Origin of the sequence: Paraburkholderia gardini, from assembly GCF_907164545.1 — a bacterium.
Taxonomy (GTDB): domain Bacteria; phylum Pseudomonadota; class Gammaproteobacteria; order Burkholderiales; family Burkholderiaceae; genus Paraburkholderia; species Paraburkholderia gardini.
On sequence record NZ_CAJQZB010000016.1, the window covers coordinates 1 to 22,040 of the forward strand.

Below are 22,040 nucleotides of genomic sequence, written 5' to 3' on the forward strand. Positions count from 1 at the left end.
GTTGGCTCAACCGGTTCCGGCGACTGGCTCGCGACTACGAGCGCCTGCCCGAAACCTTGGCAGGTCTGCACTTCGTCGTCTTCGCCATGTTGATGCTCGTTCATGCTGCGCCGATTATCCAAAGTTCCTAACACGCTCTAATGATCTCCAACACCCATCGACAGTAACGTCGGACCGACGGTTCTGAGTGATCTTCGCGCGCAGGCGTCTCATGCTTGTTGCCGAGACGACAGTTGCAATAAGGGGAAGGTGCGGTGGAACGGAAAACGGCGTTAGGCGTAACGTCGCACTCGTGATGCAAAAGACGCCGACGGCCGCGAGCCATACGGGCGCCGTTCAAAGGATGATCAATTCACCGGCCGGTTTTGCGGTCCACATGGATGGGCGACGGCGCCCGGCTCAAATTCGCGCCGACGCCCGCGTGATCAACACGCCCGGCATGAGTATGGTGCGCGACTCGATGCGAGGCTGGGCAAGCCGCTCGCCCAGCAGACGAACGGCTTGAGCCGCGAGCTCTTCAATCTGCTGTCGGACAGTGGTCAACTGATAGGCAGGTCGCGATGCCTCCGCAACGTCGTCAAAGCCGACAATCGAAATGTCGTCGGGTACCGCAAGCTTGAGATCGAACCGGCAAGCGTCAAGCGCACCGAGCGCGAGCTGGTCGTTCGCGCAGAACACCGCATCGATTCTGTCCGTTGACTTCGACGCGTGTGCGAGGAGCGCCGCGCGCCCTCCATCATAGGAAAAGTCGGACACGACCGTGACCACCTCTGTTACCCCAAGTCTGCGCAGACGACCGACGAAGCCGGTTACCCGTTCCTCACTTACCGGCGCGCCGTGTGGACCGCCGATACAGACAAATCGCCGATGTCCTGCGCGATGGAGCGCGTCTGCGATCTGTTGCGTTGCGTCGAGATTGTCGGTCGCGACGCAATCCACGCCATCCGACGCTACACACCGGTTCAGGAACACGACCGGTACGCCATGCCGCCGGAATCCCGCGATGTCCTCGTCTGTCATCGTCGCGCAGGAAATCAGACCATCGAGCGGAAACTCCAGCGCATCGCGCAACGTCGGATGGACCGCGTCGTCGCTGTCGACGGCAATCAGCAGCAGCTTGATGCTCTGCGCGGTGAGCGCTTCGCCGAGTGCGTACAGGAGTTCCGGGTTGTAGCGCAACGTGTATCGCGTGACGATGACCCCGACCACGTTCGAGCGCCCGAGGATGAGTGAACGTGCGAGCGCATTTGGCCGATAGCCGAGCCGGCCGGCTATCGCCATTACGTGCGCACGCGTCTCCGGCGAAATTGGACTGTCCGGCTGGAAACACCGCGACACCGTCGACTGGGCGACGCCGGCGGCAATCGCAACATCATAGGATGTCGCGCGCTGCGCAACCGGTTCGGACTCTAATAGTCCGGTCGACCGATCTGGACGGCGTTTCGTCGCGGGGGGCAGCACGGTCATGAGGAGCGGGGCGGAATCAGGTGATCGGCGGATGAGCAGCGATTCTAAACGATCCACCGCTGATCGCGGTAGATCGTCCCAGGCGCTACCCTGCTGCAATGAGAGCGGCGGCGGCCTGACGGGTCTCAAACGGCAGCAGTCGCAGCGGCGCGACATAACCATTGTGGTCGATGCCAAACCCGGCCTTCGCAGCTGCCACGACGAATTCCGGGGCCCAGGTGATGGTTTTCTTCTCGTCCCCTGCAGTCATGACGGCGATCAGCAATGACACATCGCCGACTGCGCGGATCGAACGCCACGTATTCGCTGGTGCTGAAAACAGATCCTGGCGTTCCACTCTGGCGCTGACTTCCTTGCCCGTGTCGTTCAATGTGACCTCAGCTGTCCCCTCGAACACGATCAGGACCTGCTTCGCATCGAGCATGTACTTGCCGACCTGCTCGCCGGGCGCAATGCGCAGCCACTCGATCGAAAAGCCGTGCGGATTGGTGACGGCGGGTTCCTGATCGCGGTCCTGCATCATGCCGAAGCCGACCACGGGCGCCATCTCGCTGCGATGTCCCGGCAGTACGCTGTCCAGCAGCGCGCGCGATGACCACTTGCGATCGTCGACCTTCACCAGCCGTTTTCGCATCTCGTCAGGTGAGTAGTGACGCAGGCTTTCGGCGGTAGCGGTGTCAATCGGTTCCAGCAGCGCGTCGGTGGGGGGCATCGGTGCGCCGGCGGCGGTGTCCACCAGAACGGACTCCTTCGTCAGATAAAGACCGTGTTGCGCCGCCTGTTCAAGGATCGACGGATGCCAGATCAGGCCGCCGGTTTCATCGCCGCCGAGAGCCGAAAAAATCCAGCCGTCGTCGTCGCCGACATTGCTGAAGCCGCGGAAGATCCACGTCGGGATGCTGAGCACATCGCCCGGCTCGCCGATGACGGTGCCTTCGTTGCCATTCGCGCCCCAGCGAAAGAGCCAGCGGCCCTTGAAAATCATGAACACCTCGGCCGTGTAGTGAACATGAAGATTATTCACGACACCGGGTGGCATCGCCGCCACACCGAGACTGAACCCATGCGGTTCGCGCAGGTTCACCACCTGATCGGCGCTTTGGGTGACGCCGGGACCAATCAGCGAGTAATTTTCCTTGAGATCCGACCCCTTCATCTTGCAGTCGATGAACGCAATCTTGCAGGGCACCATATCGGATCTTCTGATCAGGCGCGTGCGCACTTCTTCGTCTGTCAGGGAAGGATTTTCACTCGTGGGGGCGTTGCCGGTTGTCACTTTCGTCTCCAGAAAAAAGTTAATGCACCTGCGGGCCCTTGCGTTAACCTCGCCAGCCCCGCTATGCATTCGAATGCATAGAATAGTACAGGAAGCCGCGAAAAGACAGAACGAGTTGAAAAAATAGTGGGCTAAAGCGCGGACGAATGTGAATAGCGATCAGCTTCGGCGACAGCGATGTCGATGAAGTTCAGCAGGGCCGGATTGGTGTCGCCGGTTCGCCACGTGAGTTCGAGCACAGCGCTTACGGGCCTGTCGAGTTCGAGATGACGGAACACCACACCCGGAAAACGCATGTGCCGCGCGGAGGCTGGCACGATCGCGACGCCGAGCCGGCTCGACACCAGCGCGACCACGGTATAGAGCTGGGTCGCATCCTGAGCAACCTCCGGAGTCACGCCCGCGCGCTGCAGGATGTCGGACACGATCCGGTGAAAATATCGCGAGTGTTGCCGGTTGAAGAGGATCAACGGCTCGGCAGCAAGGGCGCCGACCGGCACGCGTTCGACGAGAGCGAGTGCATGCTGGTCGGGCACGGCGAGCATCATCGGTTCGCTCAGCAGCATGCGGCTGGTCAGTTCGTCGGTGTCGTTGCCGACCGGCCGAACAAAGCCCACATCCATTTCGCCGGCGAGGATTGTTTCGCGCTGCGTCGAGCTTACGCCTTCACGCAGGTCGAGCCGCACATCCGGATGGCGCTGACGGAACGCGCCGATGCATTCGGGCAGCACTTTCGGCAGCGAGCCCGAAATGAACGCAATTCCCAGGCGCCCGCGCTCGCCTCGTCCGGCGAGCTTCGCGTGCTCGATTACCACCTCGGACTGGGCGAGTAGTCGCCGTGCACCCGCCAGCAGTTCGACGCCTGCCTGGGTAAGTCGCAGCGGTCGCTTGCCACGGATGAACAGCGGAGTGTCGAGTTCGGCCTCGAGCTGCATGATTTGCTGGCTGAGCGGCGGCTGGGTGATGTGCAGGCGCGTTGCCGCGCGTCCGAAATTCAGCTCTTCGGCGAGGGTCACGAAGTAGCGCAACTGACGCAGATCGATCATATTTCATTCCTAAAACATATGAAATTACAACGAATAATATATTGGACAGAACAAATTGACAGGTTCAAATTTGCTTCACACAACGTCCAGCGCCCGGCAGATCGCCGCGCTGGAGAAGAAACGTTGAAGGAATCTCAGCGCGGCAAACGCGCAGACACGTAGGTCGAAGCGTTCCTGTTGCGACCACTGGAGACAGACAACCATGTATGGCCGTATCGCTCGCGCCGTGGTTTGCGCATCGCTCATCGCCGTCGGCAATGTCACAACAGCGGCAGAACTTCCCGTTTCCGCCAGCGGCGCAACCGCCGCGACACTGCCCTATGGGCTGAAGGCCGGCAAGCCGTACAACGGTCAGACAATCAAGGTGATGGCCGTCAACACACCGCAGTTCGTGGCACTGCAAAAGCGCACGCAGCAGTTCACAGACGATACGGGCATCGTCGTTAAATGGTTGTTCGTGCCGTTCGGAGCACTGCAGGAAAAAGTCACGAGCGTGGGTGTGGCCGCCAATGGCAACGTCGACATCGTCAACTATCTCGACCAGTGGGGCGCATCCTACGCGCACTGGCTGAAGCCGCTGGATCCGCTCATCACGCAGGACCGTTTCGATCTCGCTGACTATCCGCCCGCATTCCTGAAGTCCGTGACCCATAACGGCAAGCTCTACGGCATGCCGGTGCGCAGCAACGTGCAGATGTTCCTTTATCGCAAGGACATTCTGGACGCACTGCATCTGAAGGCGCCGCGCACCTGGCAGGACGTGATCAGCGCGGGCCCGAAGATCCGCGCCGCGTATCCGGACGTCGCGCCGCTCGCCTGCTACTACGGTGCGGACGGCAATCGCCAGAACCTGTTCGTGTGGGCTGACTTCGTGCGTGGGGCTGGCGGACGGATTCTGGACGACCGGGGTTATCCGGCCTGGACGTCGCCCGAAGCAATGAAGGCCACGCGCGAATACGTCGAGCTTTACTCAAAGCACAATCTTTGCGGTCCAGGCGCCACTTCAAATGTGGAACAGGACGCGCGGATTGCCTTCCAGCAGGGCCGGGTCGCGATGTTGCCGATCTGGCAGTGGGCGTATGCCGCTGTGACCAATCCCAAAGATTCGATCCTCAAGCCTGAACAGGTGGGCTTCGCGCCGATGCCTGCCTACAAGCCCGGTGACCCGCCGACCACGGTGGTCAACACGATGCCGATGTCGATCTCGATGTATTCGAAACACAAGGCGGCGTCGTGGGAATACCTGAAATGGCTCGCCAACCCGGATCTCGACAAACGCAATGCGATCGAGCGCAACGTGGATGGTTTTGCGGTGCGCAACAACGTAGTGAACCGATGGTCGAGTCTTAAGGATCCGCGGGTCAATGCAGCCAACTCACACGTCCAGACCGCCGAGGCCGAAGCACTGCAGGGCAACGCGGCGCCTATGCCAGAGGTCGTTTATTGGCCTGAAGTGGCGGATCTGGCATCGATCGCGATTAATCAGGCGGTGTCGGGCGGAGATATCGACACATTGATGAGAGACGCAAGCGAGCGCGCACACCTTGTCGTCCAGCGTGAGCTTCGCTAGGCACTTTCCCGGGAGAATGGTTCATGTCTGAACGCCTTGCCAAATATGGAATGGTGGCTCCGGGGATCCTGATCGTCCTCGGCACGGCGCTGTATCCGCTTGTCACCACCTTTTATCTCAGCTTTCGCGACTGGAATCTCGGGCGCGCGAACGAATCGAAATCGCTCTGGGCGCCGTCGGACGGCTGGTCCCAGATCGGCTATCTGTTTGAGAATTACACCCGCGCGGTGACCGATCCGGCGATGTGGAATTCCGCGTGGGTGACGGCGCGGTTCACGCTTGCGTCCACCCTGCTGACCGTGGGGTTCGCGCTCGCGATTGCGGTGTTGCTGTTTCGCGGCGGCATCGTGCGCGCTGCGCTTCGCTCGATATTGATCCTGCCGTTCGCGATGAGCCCGGCTCTCATCGGCGCGTTGTGGCGGTTCATGGCCAACGCCGATTTTGGGCTGGCAGGTGCAATTGGCCGTGCACTCCATCTGCACGACGTCAACCTGCTCGGCAATCCGACGGCGGCTTTCTGGCTGGTGCTCTCGAGCGACGTGTGGCACTGGACGCCGTACTTCGCGCTGATCTTCATCGGTGCGCTCGCTTCGGTGCCGAAGGAAACCCAGGAAGCCGCCGAGGTCGACGGTGCGAGTCCGTTGCGGGTCTTCTTCTCGATCACTCTTCCGCAGCTGGTACCGGTATTGGCCGTTGCGGTGGTTTTGAAGGCGATCTTCGCACTGAAAGTGTTCGACCAGATCGTGATGATCACCAACGGCGGTCCGGGACAGGCGACACAGACGCTGACCCACTTCATCTATTTCCAGGGCTTCAAGTACCTGAACATGGGCTATGCGTCTGCGCTCGGCTGGCTGCTCGTGATCCCGATGATGCTGCTGACCGTGCTGTATGTGCGGCTCACCCAGCGTGGCAAATAAGGAGCCGGCCATGACCGCCAAACCAATGCAAGACGGGTTGTCGCCTGCATCGACCCACTCCCGACCGGCGTCGGTCTATCGCGCGCCGAGCGCAGTGCGCGTGCGGCTCGCGATGTTCGGCCGCGCCATCGCGCTGGCGCTCGTCGCAGTCATCATCCTGTTGCCGCTACTGTGGATCCTGTCGGCCGCATTCAAGCATTACGTGGATATCTATCAGCTTCGTGCCACGTTTAAACCGACACTTGGCAACTTCGTCGAAATCATGCGCGAGCCGTTTCGCGTCCAGGACAAGCTGGTCAATTCGCTGATCGTGTCGCTGTCGACCGTTGCGATTACCTTGCCGGTCGCGACAGCTGCTGCCTACTCGTTCTCGCGCTTCCGGCTGTTCGCGCACAAGTCGCTGATGGTGGCCGTGCTCGCCACGCAATTTCTGCCTCCGGTCGTGATCGTTCTGCCGTTTTTCCTGATGTTTCGCAGTCTTGGCCTCTACGACACCCGCACCGCGCTCATCGTGGTGCAGACCGCGATGGTGATGCCGTTCGCGATCTGGATGATCAAGGGCTTCATCGACCAGATCCCGATCGACATCGAGGAGTCGGCACGAATCGACGGTGCGACGCGCCTGCAGGTGCTGTACCAGATGATCATGCCGATCGCGTTTCCAGGCATCGTAACCGCCGGCATCTTCTGTTTCATCCTGTCGTGGAACGACTTCATCATCGCCGTGATTCTTACCTCCGAAGACGCGGTGACATTGCCGGTGGCCATGAGTATGTTCAACCGGGAAGAGGGCGATCTGTGGCAACTGCTGTCCGCGACCGGGATTCTGATCATGGTGCCGATGTTCCTTTTTGCATCGTACATGCAGCGCTATCTGATCCGCGGCACGACGGCGGGCGCAGTGCGCTGAGCGGCGCGCATCGCAGATTTGCTCCGGATTCCCGACGCCCAACCCTTACCACGGCGAAGCTCATGACTACCGTCACATTAAATCGCATCAACAAGACCTGGGGTGGTTTCCAGGCGGTAAAAAACCTCGACCTGGCTGTTGCCGAAGGTGAGTTCCTGGTGTTGCTCGGACCGTCGGGCTGCGGCAAGACCACCACCATGCGGATGATTGCCGGCCTTGAGGACCCGACTGACGGCGAACTGCTGTTCGATTCCGACCGCATGAACGGCGTGCCGCCTCGCCAGCGCGACGTGTCGATGGTGTTCCAGAACTACGGCCTCTATCCGCATATGAGCGTGTACGACAACATCGCGTATCCGTTGAAGCTGCGCGGTGTGTCGCGCGAGCAGCGCGATCGTGAGGTCAAACGCGCTGCGGAGCGGGTTGAGCTCGGCCATCTGCTCGCGCGTCGTCCCGCTGCACTCTCGGGTGGCCAGCGCCAGCGGGTGGCGCTGGCGCGCTCGATCGTGCGGCGCCCGCGCGTGTTCCTGATGGACGAGCCGTTGTCGAATCTCGATGCGAAACTGCGTGGCACCATGCGCGCCGAGCTGAAGCACCTGGCACGTGAACTTGCCGTGACCACGGTATATGTGACGCACGACCAGGTTGAGGCAATGACGCTCGCGTCGCGTGTGGCCATCATGAAAGACGGCGTGTTGCAGCAGATCGACACGCCCGAGCACATCTACAACGAACCCGCGAATGCGTTCGTGGCAGCCTTTATCGGCGCGCCAGCAATGAACCTGCTGCACGGCGAGGGTCGGGGCCAGCAGTTCGTGCTGCCCGACGGTCTTGCCCTGCCGATCGTGCCGCCGCGCAACGGACCGCTCACGCTCGGCGTGCGCCCGGAAGACATCGTGATCGGTTCCGACGCGACGCCGGGTGCCTTTGCGTCGGACATCTTCGCATTCGAACTGCTGGGTGATAACACGCTGATTACGCTGAAGCTCGGCGGTCAGCATTTTGTCGTGAAGGGCGACAAGGCGGTCCGTTACGCGGATGGCGACCGGATTGGCGTGCGGCCGGAGCCGTCCCGGATTTTCTGGTTTGACGGCACGAGCGGGGTGCGCCTGGGCGCCACCTGATCCCGATGTCTGCGCGAACACACGAAGGTGCAGGTGCGCTAACAGCGTCTGCCGATCGACGGTTCGCTGGATAAATCTGAACGAGTGCAGTACGAACGACGAGTTAGTCAGAATATGCGTCCCAATCTTGTAAAAAAGAAGTTTCTCGCCGGTGAGCCGGTCGTCAATGCGTGGCTGTCCATTCCGAGCAGCTATGCCGCCGAAATCGTCGCGACCCAGGGCTTCGACTCGGTCACGGTCGACCTGCAGCACGGCATGGTTGGCTTTGACGCCGCCCTTGGCATGCTGCAGGCGATCAGCATTACGTCGGCGACACCCCTGGTGCGTTGCCCATCACTGAACGGCCCGGAAATCATGCGCCTGCTTGACGCCGGCGCCTATGGCGTGATTTGCCCCTCGATCGACACGCCTGAGATGGCCCGCGAGTTTGTTGCCGCGTGCCGTTACCCAGGCGTCGGTACGCGCTCATTCGGTCCGGCGCGCGGAGTGCTCTACGGCGGTGCCGATTATTTCGCTCACGCGAACGACACGGTGCTTGCGCTGGCCATGATCGAGTCGCAGGCCGCGCTCGACAATCTCGATGCGATCCTCGATACCCCTGGCCTCGATGGCGTCTACATCGGGCCGAACGATCTTGCGCTGAGCCTTGGAGTGGCGCCGACCGTCGAACCGGCGGAAGTAGTACAACGCGCCATCGAACGCATTCTTGCTGCCGTCCGTAAACGCGGTCTGCTCGCCGGTATGTTCTGCAGCGACGGCGATGCTGCCTGTCGGCGGCTGGAGCAGGGTTTCCATCTCGTGACCCCCGGCAATGACGCGAACGCGCTTGCGACGGGCTGCAACGCGCGTCTGATGGCCGCCCGTGGTGGCAAGACCGCCGCGGCTGGCAATGGCTATTGAGGCTCGGGAAATGACCAGCATCTCCCCGTTGGTACTCCTGCCCGGCACATTGTGTGACGAACGGGTCTGGCGCGCGCAGATCGACGCCCTGTCCGGCGAGCGGGAAATCATCGTGTGCATGCTCGGCGACAAGGCGACGCTTTCTGAAGAGGTTGCGTCGTTGCTCGCGACGCTGCCACCACGCTTCAGTCTCGCGGGCTTTTCGCTCGGCGGCATCGCCGCCCTTGAGTTCTACCGGCAGGCCCCCCAGCGTATCGAACGGATCGCATTGATCGCGACGAACGCGCGTGCCGACATCGAAGTGAATTACGCCCCGCGCCGGCAGCTTGCCGCGCGTGTTGCGGCAGGCGATCTGGGCCGCGTGTTGCGGGACGAGTTGCTGCCGAACTATCTGTCGCCCGCGTGCGGACGAAGCGATGCGCTGGCGGGCGAGATCAGCGCGATGGCGGAGGCGACCGCTGCGCGCTTCCTGCATCAGGTCGAGTATGCGTGCGGGCGACCGGATGCACGACCACTTCTGCCATCAATCGACGTGCCGGTCCTGATCCTGTACGGCGAGGATGACCGCGTCTGCCCGGTTGAGCGGCAACTGGAGATGGCGGGGGCAATACCTCATGCGACGCTGCACGCGGTCCCTGCCTGCGGACACTTCGTTTTGCTTGAGGCGCCTGCTGTGTGCAACGCTGCCCTCGCGCGCTGGCTTGGCGCATCCACAGAGCAGCCTGCTGGCGCGGGGGCAACGCTATGACGGCCTCAGGCAAGCAAACGGGACCGCTGCTCGGCTGCATCGCCGATGACTTCACGGGTGCAACCGACCTCGCGAACATGCTCGTGCGCGGCGGCATGCGCACGGTCCAGACCATCGGCGTGCCCCACACGCACATGTCCGCGGCCGCCGATGCCGACGCGCTCGTCGTCGCGCTGAAGTCGCGCACGATCGACGCCGCTGATGCGGTCGCGCAATCGCTTGCCGCGCTCACCTGGTTGCGCGCCCAGGGATGCCGGCAGTTCTTCTTCAAATACTGTTCAACGTTCGATTCAACCGATGCCGGCAACATTGGACCGGTCACCGGCGCGCTTCTCGACGCGTTGAAGGATTTGCCCGGCGGCGATTTCACGATCGCATGTCCGGCCTTTCCTGAAAATGGCCGCACGGTCTATCGCGGTCACCTGTTTGTGGGCGACGTGCTGCTCAACGAATCAGGCATGCAGAACCACCCGCTTACGCCAATGACCGACCCCAACCTTGTGCACGTGCTGCAACGGCAGACGCGTTCAAAAGTCGGCCTCGTGCGTTTTGACGTCGTTGCGCAGGGGCCGAACGCCGTATGCACTGTGGTCGATGCACTGCGCAATGAAGGCGTGCGCATTGCCATCGCCGATGCAGTGTCCGATGCGGATCTGCGCACACTGGGTGAGGCCTGCGCTGAGATGCCGCTGATCACCGGCGGCTCCGGCGTCGCGCTCGGACTGCCTGCCAACTTCCAGCGCGCGGGTCTGCTCGCGCTGGCCGGACATGCCAGCCGCCTGCCCACGGTCGAGGGGGCTGCGGTCGTGCTGGCCGGCAGTGCATCGCGGGCAACCAACGCACAGGTAGCCGCGTGGTGCGTGGACAAGCCGAGCTTTCGCATCGATCCGCTTGCGATCGCGCGGGGCGAAGCTGTGGTTGAACAGGCTGTGGCGTTTGCGCGCGAGCATTTGAAAGGTGAGCGTCCGCAGCCCGTGCTGATTTACGCGACCACCTCATCCGAGGAGGTGCAGGCGGTCCAGCACGAACTGGGCGTGGCCCGGGCGGGACAACTTGTGGAAAAGGCGCTGGCGACCATCGCGCGCGAGCTGCGCATGCTCGGTGTGCGCAAGTTTGTGGTCGCCGGCGGTGAGACCTCTGGCGCAGTTGTTCAGGCGCTCGGCGTGCAGGCATTGCGCATCGGTGCGCAGATCGCCCCGGGCGTTCCCGCCACTGTCAGTACCGGTGACGAACCACTTGCACTCGCGCTGAAGTCGGGCAACTTCGGCACAGCAGATTTCTTTTTGAAAGCGCTCGAACATCGCGATGGGGACATGTCATGACGCCGCACGCCATTGCAGGCAGCAGCGAAAGTGCGATCCGCGACGAAATCTGCGAGGTCGGTGCAAGCCTGTACACGCGCGGCTACACCGTGGGCACGGCCGGCAACATCAGCGCGCGCATGGAGGATGGATGGCTGATCACGCCGACCGACGCATGCTTGGGCCGCCTCGATCCTGCCCGCATCGCGAAGGTCGACTTTGACGGCCGGTGGGTCTCGGGTGACAAGCCATCGAAGACAATCGTGCTGCATCGCGCGATCTATGACAGCAATCCCGAGGCATGCGGCATTGTGCATACGCATTCGACGCATCTGGTCGCGCTCACTCTTGCGAATGCGGGAAACGCTCGAAGCGTCTGGTGCGAAGACGATGTTATGCCGCCGCTCACGCCGTACTACGTGATGAAGGTTGGCCACGTTCCGCTGATCCGTTACCGTCGGCCGGGCGATCCGGCCGTTGCTGCAGAGGTGGCAGCGCTCGCATGTCAGGTGCGCGGTGTCCTGCTGGAGCGGCTTGGTCCGGTGGTATGGGAGCGCTCGGTTTCGCACGCGTCCTATGTGCTCGAAGAACTCGAGGAAACGGCGCGGCTGCGCTTTATGTCCGGGGAACTCGCCACCTCATTGACTCAGACCGATCTCGATGCGCTCGACGACGCGTTCGGGATCAGGTGGTAGCGCGCAAGACTGTCGCAACGAGGACGGATAGTCGAACGATCGGCATCGACCACACAGATTCATCAGGCTATTGATAACGGGAATGTTTGCGATATTAAAAGATGAAATAAGGATAACTTATTGAAAGGAATTCTGGCTGATTAAAATGGGAAGTGCCTTCCATCCCGATGGAGCGACGTAGTTTCGGGGAGGCGAAGCGCGGATCCGGGAGACCGGCAGGTAGTGGCTGCGTGACGTGATGGCCACCGGGTGGGATAGAAACAATCATGAGGAGGACAGGAAATGAAAGGGACACGCGTACTTTTATCGTTGACGTGCTGCGCCGCGGCGGCGACCGCGCATGCACAGAGCAGCGTCACGCTTTATGGGATCATCGACGAGGGATTTTTCTATACCAGCAATCAGGGCGGCTCGAACGCCTATCAGATGCAAAGCGGCACACTCAGCGCGAGCCGCTTCGGCTTCAAGGGACGCGAAGATCTGGGCGGCGGCTACGCGACCATATTCGCGCTTGAAAATGGCTTCAACGTAAATAACGGCAAGCTGGGGCAGGGCGGACGTCTGTTTGGAAGGCAGTCGTGGGTTGGCATAGCCGCGCCGGCAGGCAACTTCACACTTGGCCGCCAGTACGATCTGGCCACCGATTTCATCGGGCCGTTCGAATCAGGCTATGCATGGTCCGGCGGTCCCGGTACGCAACCGGGTGATCACAACGACTTCAATGGCAGCTTCCGGCTGAACAATGCGTTGAAGTTCGTCAGTGCAAACTTCAGCGGCCTGAGAATGGGTGCGACCTATTCGCTCGGTGGCGTGGCGGGCTCGCCGTCGACCAACAGTACGTGGGGCGTCGGTGTGACTTATACGGGCGGACAGTTCGCCATAGCCGGCACGCTGTCGCATATCAACAGTCCGAACACATCGGTGTTTGACGGGACGTCGAGCACTGTGGGGACAAACGTGTCCGGACTGAGCTTTTCCGGGTTTGTCTCGGCGCGCACGCTGCAAATCGCCGCCCTCGGTGCATCGTTCACGTTCGGTGGCTCGACGATTGGCGGTACGTATAGCAACACTGAATTCAAAGGTCTCGGCAGTGGCTCAGGCCCCAATCCGCAAGACTATCAGGGCACGGGTGTGCTGAACAGTTTCGAGTTGAACTATCGCTATCAGTTCACACCTGCGCTCATGGCGGGCACCGCATTCATTTATACGCGAGTGAATTCTGCAGGAGGCGCCCCCGGTGCAAACTATCGGCAGGTCAATCTGGGAACGGACTATCTGCTCTCGAAGCGCACCGATGTCTATCTTTTCGGCTATGGGCAGTCGGCAAGCGGGACGAACTCGGTCGGGCAGCAGGCAGTGGCGCAACTCGCATTTACCGCAGCTTCATCCAATAACCGGCAGATCGGTGTCGCGGCTGGCCTCAGGCATCATTTCTGAGTAGTAAGCGGGTTTTCGTGGGGGATATTGGGGGTGACGTGATTGCACCCGACGTCCGGAGGATCCAAAGGATTACCTTACATTGATCGTACTCGGGAAGGTTCTGTTTCGACAGGCCGACCAGCTGAAGTGCAGTCGAGTTTTAGACATGACAAGCGGCGGACGCTGTGCATCCGCATTGACGTGTATCGAATTCAACCGGGAAGAATGACATGAACATCAATCTTGGCCCTTACAAGGACGTACCTGATTTTATTTACGGCATCACGCGTGAGATCTGGGAGGATCGCGGCATCGGCGGGAAATTGCAGCAGTACTATGCGCCGGAAATCCTGTTACGCGCAGCCACTGGCTTTACCGGCAGTAACGAAGGCGTTACTGCGCAAACCCTTCAGACTTTGCATCAGTTCCCCGATCGGCAACTGGTCGGCGAAGATGTAATCTGGACTCCGCACGATGACGGCACTTTCCTGTCATCGCATCGCCTCACCTCGGTGATGCGACATACCGGTGACGGTATCCTCGGCAAGGCGCAAGGCCGCATGGTGCGCAGCCGCATCATCGCTGACTGCTGGGTGCGTGACCAGGTCGTGGTCGAAGAGTGGCTGGTACGCGACCAGGCCGCCTTTGCCCGTTGCCTCGGCATGGAGCCCCGCGCACTCGCCCGCGACATGACGGATCGGGAAATCCGGAGCGGCGTACCCATCTCCTACTTTGTGCCGGCGCACGACAAGCCGAGCCGCTACCACGCATCCATTCAGGATGACCCGGACGTCGATACCTATTGCAAGAAGTTTCACCGCCTCTGGCACGACAAGGAAACGGCTGCGATCCGCGACCTGTATTTCCACGGTGCAGCCTTTCACGCGCCCGGCGGCCACGTCCTGTATGGTCACAGCGACATTGACACGTTTGCGCTCGGCTATCTCGCCTCGTTTCCCGACGCCGTTCTGAAAATCGAAACGGCCCGGGTCAACCGCGACCCCGAACAACCGGTGCGTGTGGCGATCCGATGGTCGCTGACAGGTACGCATAGCGGGTTTGGCCATTTCGGCGAACCGACTGGCGCGCCTGTGTACGTGATGGGCATGAGTCACGCGAACATGACCGGCAACAAGGTCATGGTGGAATACATGGTGACTGACGAAGTATCGATCTGGAAGCAGATATTCGCCCATGTCGAGAGCAAGGCCGGCGCGTGAAAGGCACCGGCGCCTCTGGCCGATTCTGATCGCTGTTCTGCGCTGGAGCACCGGTGAGATGTGGATTCCAGCTCCAGAAATAGCAGCAAGGAAGCGCTGGACGGCAAGCGTTCTCATGCTGGATTGTGCGGGCAGTCAACATGAAGCCTTTCGCGACTCGTGCTGCAGTCGGCTGACGCAAGATGGAAAGCCCAAATGGTGTGTCCGGCTACGGACCTGTCGAAAATCTGTTCAGATTTGAACCCAGTAAGGAAGCAGGCTCGATGATCAGCTCAAGCAGGACTCCGAACACCCTGCGCCGGGTTGTGATACTCGGCGTCGGTGGAACGATCGCCGCATCGGCGGCGAGCGCCACGCAGACGCACGACTACAAGCTGACAGGCACGCTCGACACGGTTCTGAAGCAGGTGCCGCAACTTAGCGAGATCGCGAACATCAGCAGTGAGCAGGTGGCGAACGTCGCGAGCCACGAAATCGACAACGCGGTGTTGCTGCGACTGGCGAGGCGGGTGAATGAGCATCTCGCCGACCCGACAGTGAATGGCGTTGTCGTCACCCACGGCACCGATACGCTTGAAGAAACAGCGTATTTTCTGCACCTTGTCGTGAAGAGCGGAAAACCCGTGGTCGTCACAGGCGCAATGCGTCCTTCATCAGCCCTGAGTGCGGACGGCCCGCTCAACCTGTATAACGCGGTTCGCGTTGCGATCAGCGAGGACGCATCCGGTATGGGCGTGCTCGTCGTACTCGACGAGCGTGTGGTGTCGGCCCGTGATGTGATGAAATCGCACACCAGCGCCACCGATGCCTTCAGGGCATCCGATTCGGTCGAACTCGGCGCGCTCAGTGGTGGCAAGGTCCGGTTCGCGGCATTCCCGCTGCGCAAGCACACATGTAGCACGTCCTTCGATCTCACGGCCGTCGAGACGTTCCCGCAGGTCGACATCGTCTACGGCTATCAGAATGCCGGAACGCATTTCTTCAGCGCGGCCATTGAAGCCGGCGCGCGCGGCATCGTTTTCGCCGCGACCGGCAACGGCAGCCTGTCGGAAGCGGCGAAAGCCGGGGCGTTGCTCGCACGCGAACATGGCGTGGCGGTCGTCCGCTCGAGCCGCGTGGCCGCTGGTGCAGTCAGTGAGTGCGCCGACGATGCGCGTTATGACACGATCGCGGCGGATACGTTGAACCCGCCAAAGGCGCGCATCCTGCTGATGCTTGGACTCGCGCACGCCATGGACACTGCAGCGTTGCGCCGCGCGTTCGGGATTTATTGAGCAACCCTGCACGCCCACGGCGGAAAGCTACCGTCTTGTGATCGCGTCCTGCGGTGCAAACCACGACATACCCGCGTCACATCTAATTGTTTTTACGAAGGAGCGTTTAAATGAATGAACAACTGACGGCCATCAATCCTGCCGCTTATGCGCCGTATCGCGATCCGCGCGAATACATCACTAGTTGGACTGACAAAATCTGGATCACACGCGGCTTGGGGCATCTGAAAGATCATTACGCGCTTGATGTAAAGGTTCATACCTGTTACGGCGAGACCTACGGGTTCGAAGATGTGATGAAGAATTCGCTGCAGAAGATGGTGGCGTTTCCCAATCGCGGCGGTGGTCACGACGACGTCATATGGGAGCAGCGCGGCCCGAACGGTTTTGTCAGTGCACACCGGGTCTTCAATAATGCGACCCATCTGGGTCACTGGACGTACGGACCGCCGACGGGCAAGGATTGGGTGAACCGCGGGATGGCGCACTGCGTCGTGCAGGACAACAAGGTGGTCGAGGAATGGGTGATTCGCGACGAGTACGCAGTACTTGAACACCTCGGTCTCGATCCGTTCAAGGTTGCGGCGCAACTTGCCGCCCATTCGCCGGTTCTCGGCAAGGCCATCGAGGCAGATGCCGAAGCCGCACCTTTCGCTGGTCGCATTGCAAATCCGGTCAAGGCGGGTATCTCGGGGGTGCGGCCGGACCGCTATGTCGCCGAATGCCAGATGATCGCGGAGATGTTCGGGAATGTCTGGAACGGCCGTTTCTTCGACATGGTGCCGCGCTATTTCAGCGATACGATCGTCTGCCAGACCGTGCGCCTGCGGCGCGTGATGGGCATCGCGCCCTATCAGATGGAGTTGATGAGCCTGCTGGCCGCCGTGCCGGATGCTCAAGTGGAGATTCGTGACTTCGCGGTACACGAGTCGACTGACCTGGGCCTGCGCGTCGGTACAGTCTGGCTGTTGCGCGGTACGTATTGCGGATCCCCCGTGTATGGGCCGACGAATAACGCACCCGTGAATATTCTCGGTTCGTCGCACTTCGAGATCCGCAACGGCAAGATCATCCGTGAAGTGCGGATCTTCGACGAAATCGCGGTCATGGCACAGATCATCAGAGCCGGGCAGGAGCCGATGGCTGAGTAACGCGGAGGGGGCCTTTCGGTGAACCTGATTCACGGCCCCCTTGTATTACGACACCCATCCTTCTGAACGTCGATCCGCTGGAGACGGCCCTTTCGACAGCCTCCTGCAGGAACACACAATGGATACCAGAGCCATGAGCGCTACGCGCGAAGAACACGATGCACTTGGTACGCTGACCCTTTCCGATACGCTCGATTATGGCATTCAAACCGCGCGGGCCCGGGAAAATTTCCCCGTCTCGCGCACGACAATCGCCGACATCCCCGGCTTCGTCAAGAGCATCGCGCAGATCAAGAAAGCTGCGGCGATCGCCAACCGGCAAATCGGTGTCCTGCCGGTGGAGATGGCTCAGGCCATTGTCGCAGCGGCTGACGAGATCATTGCCCATCAGAATGCCGAAGCTTTTCCTGTCGATATCTATCATGGCGGTGGTGGAACGTCCGCCAACATGAATCTGAATGAAGTAATCGGGATACGCGCGAACGAAATCCTGACCGGAAGGAAGAGTAGCGATACCGTCCACCCCAACACGCACGTCAACATGGGGCAATCGACGAACGACGTGATACCCGCGGCAATGAAGATAACCGCATATGGGCTGTTGGCCGGTCTGGAGCATGCGCTCAGGGAGTTTATCGCGCTGCTTGGCGAGAAGGAGCAGGAGTTTGCGACGGTCGTTAAACTCGGCAGAACCTGCCTGCAGGATGCGTTGCCCATTACCCTCGGCCAGCAATTCAGCGGCTATCGTGAAGGGCTTCAACGTCAACTGGGTGAATTGGCGCGCGTGCGTGAAACGTGCGTGCTGTTGCCGCTTGCAGCGACGGCCGTGGGCACCGAATTCGGCACATTCCCCGGATACAAAAGCGCGGTATACAGCGCATTGGGTTCGATGACCGGAGTTGCCTACGCTCCAGAGCCGAATTTCTTCGACGGGCTGCAAAACGCGGATATCTGGTTGTCGGTCTCGGGCACCCTCAAGGCAGTCGGTTTGCTGCTAAGCAAGTTCTGCGCGGATTTGCGCCTGATGTCCTCTGGACCACGCGCGGGACTTGCGGAGATCACGTTGCCGGCGGTCCAGCCGGGATCGTCGATCATGCCCGGCAAGGTCAACCCGGTCATGCCAGAAATGGTGATGCAGATTTACTTCCGTGTACTTGGCAATGACGCCGCTGTAACGCGCGCATGCGAGGGTGAACTTGATCTCAACGTGTGGGAATCGCTGATCCTCAATTGCATCGGTGAATCTGCCACGCTTCTCACTGCTGCGTTGCCGTTGCTTGGCGAGAAATGTGTGCGCGGCATTCGTGCCGACACCGAACGTTGTGCACGCGATGCCGGACACTCGCTTGCACTTTCAACCGTACTGGCCACCTTGTTCGACTACGAGCGGGCGAGTACCGTCGCACAGCGTGCCGCAGACGAAGGCAAGACCATCGAGGCCGTCGTGGTGGAAAGCGGGATCATGAGCGCATCGGATGCAAGACGCTATCTCGATCCGGCCGTACTGACCTCTCCGGAGAAATTCCGCGCGCTGTTTGACGCAAAGATGGCCTAGAAAATGGCGCTCGCGAGTTCGGGGTGAATTTGCGAGACGCCTGCACATACGTTAAGTGTGACGCGCGCGTTCATGCGCGCTACCGGCGTCGGAAAATAACAGGCAGATCTGCCCAAACATTGTTGAACCTCGCGGGGTTTGCCGTCGCGCGTCCTGTAAGCAGGCCGCGAGCATCAGCATGTGCGTGAGTGCTTTCGCACAACACGAGCATGGTTGATGAGTCGAATAGATTTTTTGAATAGATAAGCAGGAAAAATTATATTTCTACTGCGGATCAACATTCACCATAATCCATTCGCATTAGATGCGCCGCCGGAAAGGAGACACGATGAACGGTGCCTTTCAGAACCATGCAGATCCAGGTTTTGGATCCGGCTGTCCCGGCATCTGCTCAAAATTATCGGCCGCTACCGCTGCCGTGATGCTTGAAGTCTGCGCAAATCGGTGTCGAGTAGCGGCACCATGTGGTACCCCCGTTCTTATCTCATCACGCCTTCAATACATCGGAAAAGACGCGCGCCGGAAGTCGTTTCTGCAACTCCTGAACTGGCTGGAATGGACATTGAAACCATTGAGCCACAGTGGTCGGCGTCGTGTCCGCTTGCACGTCGAAAATGCTATAGATGCCGCCTTTGCCTTGAACGCCGGTGCGTACGCCAGCCGGTGTTGATTCGTTATCCTTGATTAATTGACGCCACCATGGCGGGTAACTGTCGTTCTGGCTTGCGCATTCAATGAACTGTCCGAATTCCCGAAGCCGCCCCTATCGACGGAAGCAGCGATAGAGATGTGCGCTAGTGGGTATGTCACGAAGCAAAGCCGGTCTTGTTCACTACATTTCTCTTTGCGGGTGAGAGCATGCGAGCAAAGCGCTTTTTCCTGTCCTCTGGTCGGGGACTGCAGGCATGTACCATTTCCCGGGCGGCGCCCGGGTCCGGCGGATCCGATATACCTCGTGGCTCCCACAAGAAAGACGGCATCAAGTGTCCACGCGCAGGGGGACTCCTCTGTGTGCTTATATGCGCAGGCGCATTGTTGAGTGGCTGTGGCGGCGGCAACAACCAGACCGCTGACGTGGCGTCAGCAAGCGGTTCGCAGCAAGCCGGCAATACCCAATCCGCTGACGGTACCAAGCCTGGCCACCCGGCCGCAAACCGAACGCTGGTCATCGGTCTGGACGGCGCAACGTACACCGCCGTGCAAAGCGGCATCGCCGCGGGGACGTTGCCCAACCTCGCGAAACTTCAGATCCAGTTGGCCTACAGCGGTGGTGTCGTTGGCACGACCACCCAGCAACCAAACCTCGATACGCCGGGATGGGCAAGCTTGCTGACCGGTACGTGGGCCTTGCGCAATGAGGTAATGTCGGACGCGCCCAATCAGGCGCTGCAGAGCAGTTCGGTGTTCGCCATGACGAAGGCCGTCAGCACAGGCCTGAACGGCGCGGTGGTCGAATCAACCAGCCTCGATCAATTGCTGACGCCAGAGCAAAGCGCCGGCTACCTCGATACGCTTACCAACTGCGCGCAGCAGGGTGGGGATGCATGCGTGACGCGGCAGACCCTTCAGATGATCGATAGCGGCTACGCCACCGTGGTCGCGCAGTACCACTCCGCTGAAGATGCAGCGCTCAATTACGGGCTTTCATCCTCGAACTACATGCACACGCTGGCGCAACTGGACGCGGCAGTCGGCACGCTACTCACCGAAACCGCGAAGTATCCGCACTGGCTGGTCATCGTGACCGCAAGCCACGGCCTGAACCCGGCCGGGGGCGCGGACGGACTTCCGGAACTGCCCGAGGCGACAACCTTCATCGGTCTTAACCAGCCGGCGAATAACGGAACGCAGGGCGTGAACGCGAAAGTGCCATCGGCGCTTAACGATCTGTATGCCTACGCGAGCATCGCTGACGTGACGCCAACCTTGCTCTCTTATCGGAGTGCGTTGCCCACGCCGGCGAACTATGCGATGGACGGCGGTGAGCTGGTCGGCGCACAACCGGTTTCACAACTGAGGGGCGTCACCGGCAGTGACAACCGGAGCATCATGCTGACCTGGGCTGCACCGGCAAGCGGCGCCATCACCGTGCTGCGTGGCGGTCAGGTAATAGCGAATCTGCCCGCTGGCACGACGACCTATACGGACAGCCAGTTGGGCCTGACAACCGCCGGCAGCTATCAGTTCAACTACACGGTGACGACGGGCTCGGCATCGGTCTCCGATCTTGTGACGATCGCGTACGTTCCTCCGCCGCCACCGCCGCCGCCCCTTGCAACGACGTTGACGCAAGGTCTCGTTACCTACTACCCGTCGTCATCGTACAGTTCAGCGCTGCCAACCTTCGCTGTGCCGGCGTTAGATGAAATTGTGACCGGCACGACACCAGACAGTACGCTGGGCCCGTGGGCCGACGGCTACCAGAGTGGCTCGCTCACGCCCGATCCGTTCGGTGGCCAGGGCCTGCTGATCAATACGGCCGTCGCGAACCCGGCCGGCTACGACGGCTACAAGCTCGTGCAGACGAACGATGTGACGAAGGACGCCCAGTTCACGATCGGCTTCTGGTTCAAGACGCCTGGCATCACGACGGGCGACGTGCCGATCTTCGCGAACAAGAACTATGTGTCCGGCGGTAACGCGGGGGTCGCATTTGGCCTGTTCCCGGCTGGGATTGCATTCAACATCGGTTCTGGAAGCGGAGTGCGCGCGGACGGCCCGACGTCTCCGTACACGCCATACACGGCGAACCAGTGGATGTATCTCGCGATCTCCGTGGATTCCGCAGCGAAGACGATGACCTGGCACCGCTTCGATCCGGTCCTTGGCGAGGCAACGGGTACGGTAGCGACCGGCTCGGTCAATCTGGCAAATCTGGCCGGGCTGGGCCAGTTCGGAGTGGGTGAAGACGGCACAGGAATGTACGAAGTCAACAAGTGTGGAGATCCAGTTAATCCGTACACGCCAGGCACCTGCACGAACGGATCGGTATCGGCGACCTACCAGCAGTCGTTCAGTGACATTGCAATGTGGAACCGCGTGCTGACTGAATCCGAACTGCAATCGATCTTCGGATCGAAGAAACCGTTGTCCGGGCTGTTGACCCCCACCCACTGACACCGGAGCAAGAGACATGAAATTGACCTTCCTTATTGCCCGATATCGGTGCAGTGCGGGTTGGCGCGCCATGTTGAGCGGCTTGATTGCTTGTGCCGTGTGCGGATTGCTCGCCGGTTGCGGCGGCAGCAGCGATGGCAGTAGCGATGCAGCGGCAAGCCAGCGGCCTGCCGTTAATGGCAGCGCCGCACCCGCAGGTGCCGGCGGTGCGGGCGATCCGGTTCCAATCGTCGCGCTGCCGGCCTCCGGGCCGTGTGCCGCTTCGGGCACGCCGGCGCTTCAGGCGCCGGGTCTGAATTCGCAGATCGACTGCGCGCCCTGAGCGTCAATCGCAATCCCGGCGGGGC

Annotated in this window: 18 protein-coding genes and 1 pseudogene; 16 read left to right on the forward strand and 3 right to left on the reverse strand. The window is 60.8% G+C overall.

The features are described from left to right. A pseudogene (locus tag LPA37_RS13085) lies at positions 1-131 on the forward strand (IS5/IS1182 family transposase); the annotation flags it as partial. Between the two features lie 268 nt (positions 132-399). Here LPA37_RS13085 and LPA37_RS13090 read toward each other — a convergent pair. The 3 genes from LPA37_RS13090 to LPA37_RS13100 form a co-directional block, all read right to left on the reverse strand. After that, positions 400-1,467 carry a LacI family DNA-binding transcriptional regulator gene (locus tag LPA37_RS13090; protein ID WP_229012768.1) on the reverse strand — a complete coding sequence of 356 codons (1,068 nt, stop codon included), beginning with the start codon at positions 1,465-1,467 and terminating at the stop codon, positions 400-402. 85 nt (positions 1,468-1,552) lie between these two features. After that, the gene (locus tag LPA37_RS13095) at positions 1,553-2,743 is read right to left on the reverse strand and encodes a cupin domain-containing protein (protein ID WP_229012769.1); all 1,191 of its coding nucleotides are present in this window, start codon (positions 2,741-2,743) and stop codon (positions 1,553-1,555) included. Positions 2,744-2,874: 131 nt separating this feature from the next. After that, a complete protein-coding gene (locus LPA37_RS13100) occupies positions 2,875-3,789 on the reverse strand; it encodes a LysR substrate-binding domain-containing protein (RefSeq protein ID WP_229012770.1) in 915 nt (304 codons plus the stop codon). A gap of 202 nt (positions 3,790-3,991) precedes the next feature. On the opposite strand from LPA37_RS13100, the gene LPA37_RS13105 reads away from it, so the two are divergent. The 15 genes from LPA37_RS13105 (at position 3,992) to LPA37_RS13175 (ending at position 22,015) form a co-directional block, all read left to right on the forward strand. Beyond that, positions 3,992-5,359 carry an ABC transporter substrate-binding protein gene (locus LPA37_RS13105; protein ID WP_229012771.1) on the forward strand — a complete coding sequence of 456 codons (1,368 nt, stop codon included), beginning with the start codon at positions 3,992-3,994 and terminating at the stop codon, positions 5,357-5,359. A 23-nt stretch (positions 5,360-5,382) separates the two neighbouring features. Then, positions 5,383-6,279, forward strand: coding sequence for a carbohydrate ABC transporter permease (locus tag LPA37_RS13110; protein ID WP_229012772.1), 897 nt, complete (start codon positions 5,383-5,385; stop codon positions 6,277-6,279). Between the two features lie 10 nt (positions 6,280-6,289). Then, entirely contained in the window at positions 6,290-7,189 is a 900-nt protein-coding gene (locus tag LPA37_RS13115; protein ID WP_229012773.1) for a carbohydrate ABC transporter permease, read from the forward strand. Positions 7,190-7,251: 62 nt separating this feature from the next. Continuing rightward, the gene (locus LPA37_RS13120) at positions 7,252-8,313 is read left to right on the forward strand and encodes an ABC transporter ATP-binding protein (protein WP_229012774.1); all 1,062 of its coding nucleotides are present in this window, start codon (positions 7,252-7,254) and stop codon (positions 8,311-8,313) included. Between the two features lie 84 nt (positions 8,314-8,397). Then, positions 8,398-9,213, forward strand: a complete 816-nt coding sequence (locus LPA37_RS13125; RefSeq protein WP_229012775.1) for an HpcH/HpaI aldolase family protein — start codon at positions 8,398-8,400, stop codon at positions 9,211-9,213. A 10-nt stretch (positions 9,214-9,223) separates the two neighbouring features. After that, complete coding sequence (locus tag LPA37_RS13130) at positions 9,224-9,961, forward strand: alpha/beta fold hydrolase (RefSeq protein WP_229012776.1); 738 nt, start codon at positions 9,224-9,226, stop codon at positions 9,959-9,961. Next, positions 9,958-11,283, forward strand: a complete 1,326-nt coding sequence (otnK, locus tag LPA37_RS13135) for a 3-oxo-tetronate kinase (RefSeq protein ID WP_229012777.1) — start codon at positions 9,958-9,960, stop codon at positions 11,281-11,283. Before LPA37_RS13130 ends, otnK begins: the two co-directional genes overlap by 4 nt. Continuing rightward, entirely contained in the window at positions 11,280-11,957 is a 678-nt protein-coding gene (gene otnC, locus LPA37_RS13140) for a 3-oxo-tetronate 4-phosphate decarboxylase (protein ID WP_229012778.1), read from the forward strand. Before otnK ends, otnC begins: the two co-directional genes overlap by 4 nt. A 282-nt stretch (positions 11,958-12,239) precedes the next feature. Next, positions 12,240-13,394: a porin gene (locus LPA37_RS13145; protein ID WP_229012779.1), complete on the forward strand. Its 1,155-nt coding sequence runs from the start codon at positions 12,240-12,242 to the stop codon at positions 13,392-13,394. Positions 13,395-13,606: 212 nt separating this feature from the next. Then, positions 13,607-14,596 carry a nuclear transport factor 2 family protein gene (locus tag LPA37_RS13150; RefSeq protein WP_229012780.1) on the forward strand — a complete coding sequence of 330 codons (990 nt, stop codon included), beginning with the start codon at positions 13,607-13,609 and terminating at the stop codon, positions 14,594-14,596. A 263-nt stretch (positions 14,597-14,859) separates the two neighbouring features. Beyond that, on the forward strand, positions 14,860-15,870 hold the full coding sequence (locus tag LPA37_RS13155) for an asparaginase (RefSeq protein WP_229012781.1): 1,011 nt from the start codon (positions 14,860-14,862) through the stop codon (positions 15,868-15,870). A gap of 110 nt (positions 15,871-15,980) precedes the next feature. After that, positions 15,981-17,021, forward strand: a complete 1,041-nt coding sequence (locus LPA37_RS13160) for a nuclear transport factor 2 family protein (protein ID WP_229012782.1) — start codon at positions 15,981-15,983, stop codon at positions 17,019-17,021. A 118-nt stretch (positions 17,022-17,139) separates the two neighbouring features. Next, positions 17,140-18,576 carry an aspartate ammonia-lyase gene (locus tag LPA37_RS13165; RefSeq protein WP_229012783.1) on the forward strand — a complete coding sequence of 479 codons (1,437 nt, stop codon included), beginning with the start codon at positions 17,140-17,142 and terminating at the stop codon, positions 18,574-18,576. Positions 18,577-19,611: 1,035 nt separating this feature from the next. After that, positions 19,612-21,693, forward strand: a complete 2,082-nt coding sequence (locus LPA37_RS13170) for a LamG domain-containing protein (protein WP_229012784.1) — start codon at positions 19,612-19,614, stop codon at positions 21,691-21,693. Between the two features lie 70 nt (positions 21,694-21,763). Beyond that, a complete protein-coding gene (locus LPA37_RS13175) occupies positions 21,764-22,015 on the forward strand; it encodes a hypothetical protein (protein ID WP_229012785.1) in 252 nt (83 codons plus the stop codon). The last annotated feature ends 25 nt before the right edge of the window (positions 22,016-22,040 follow it).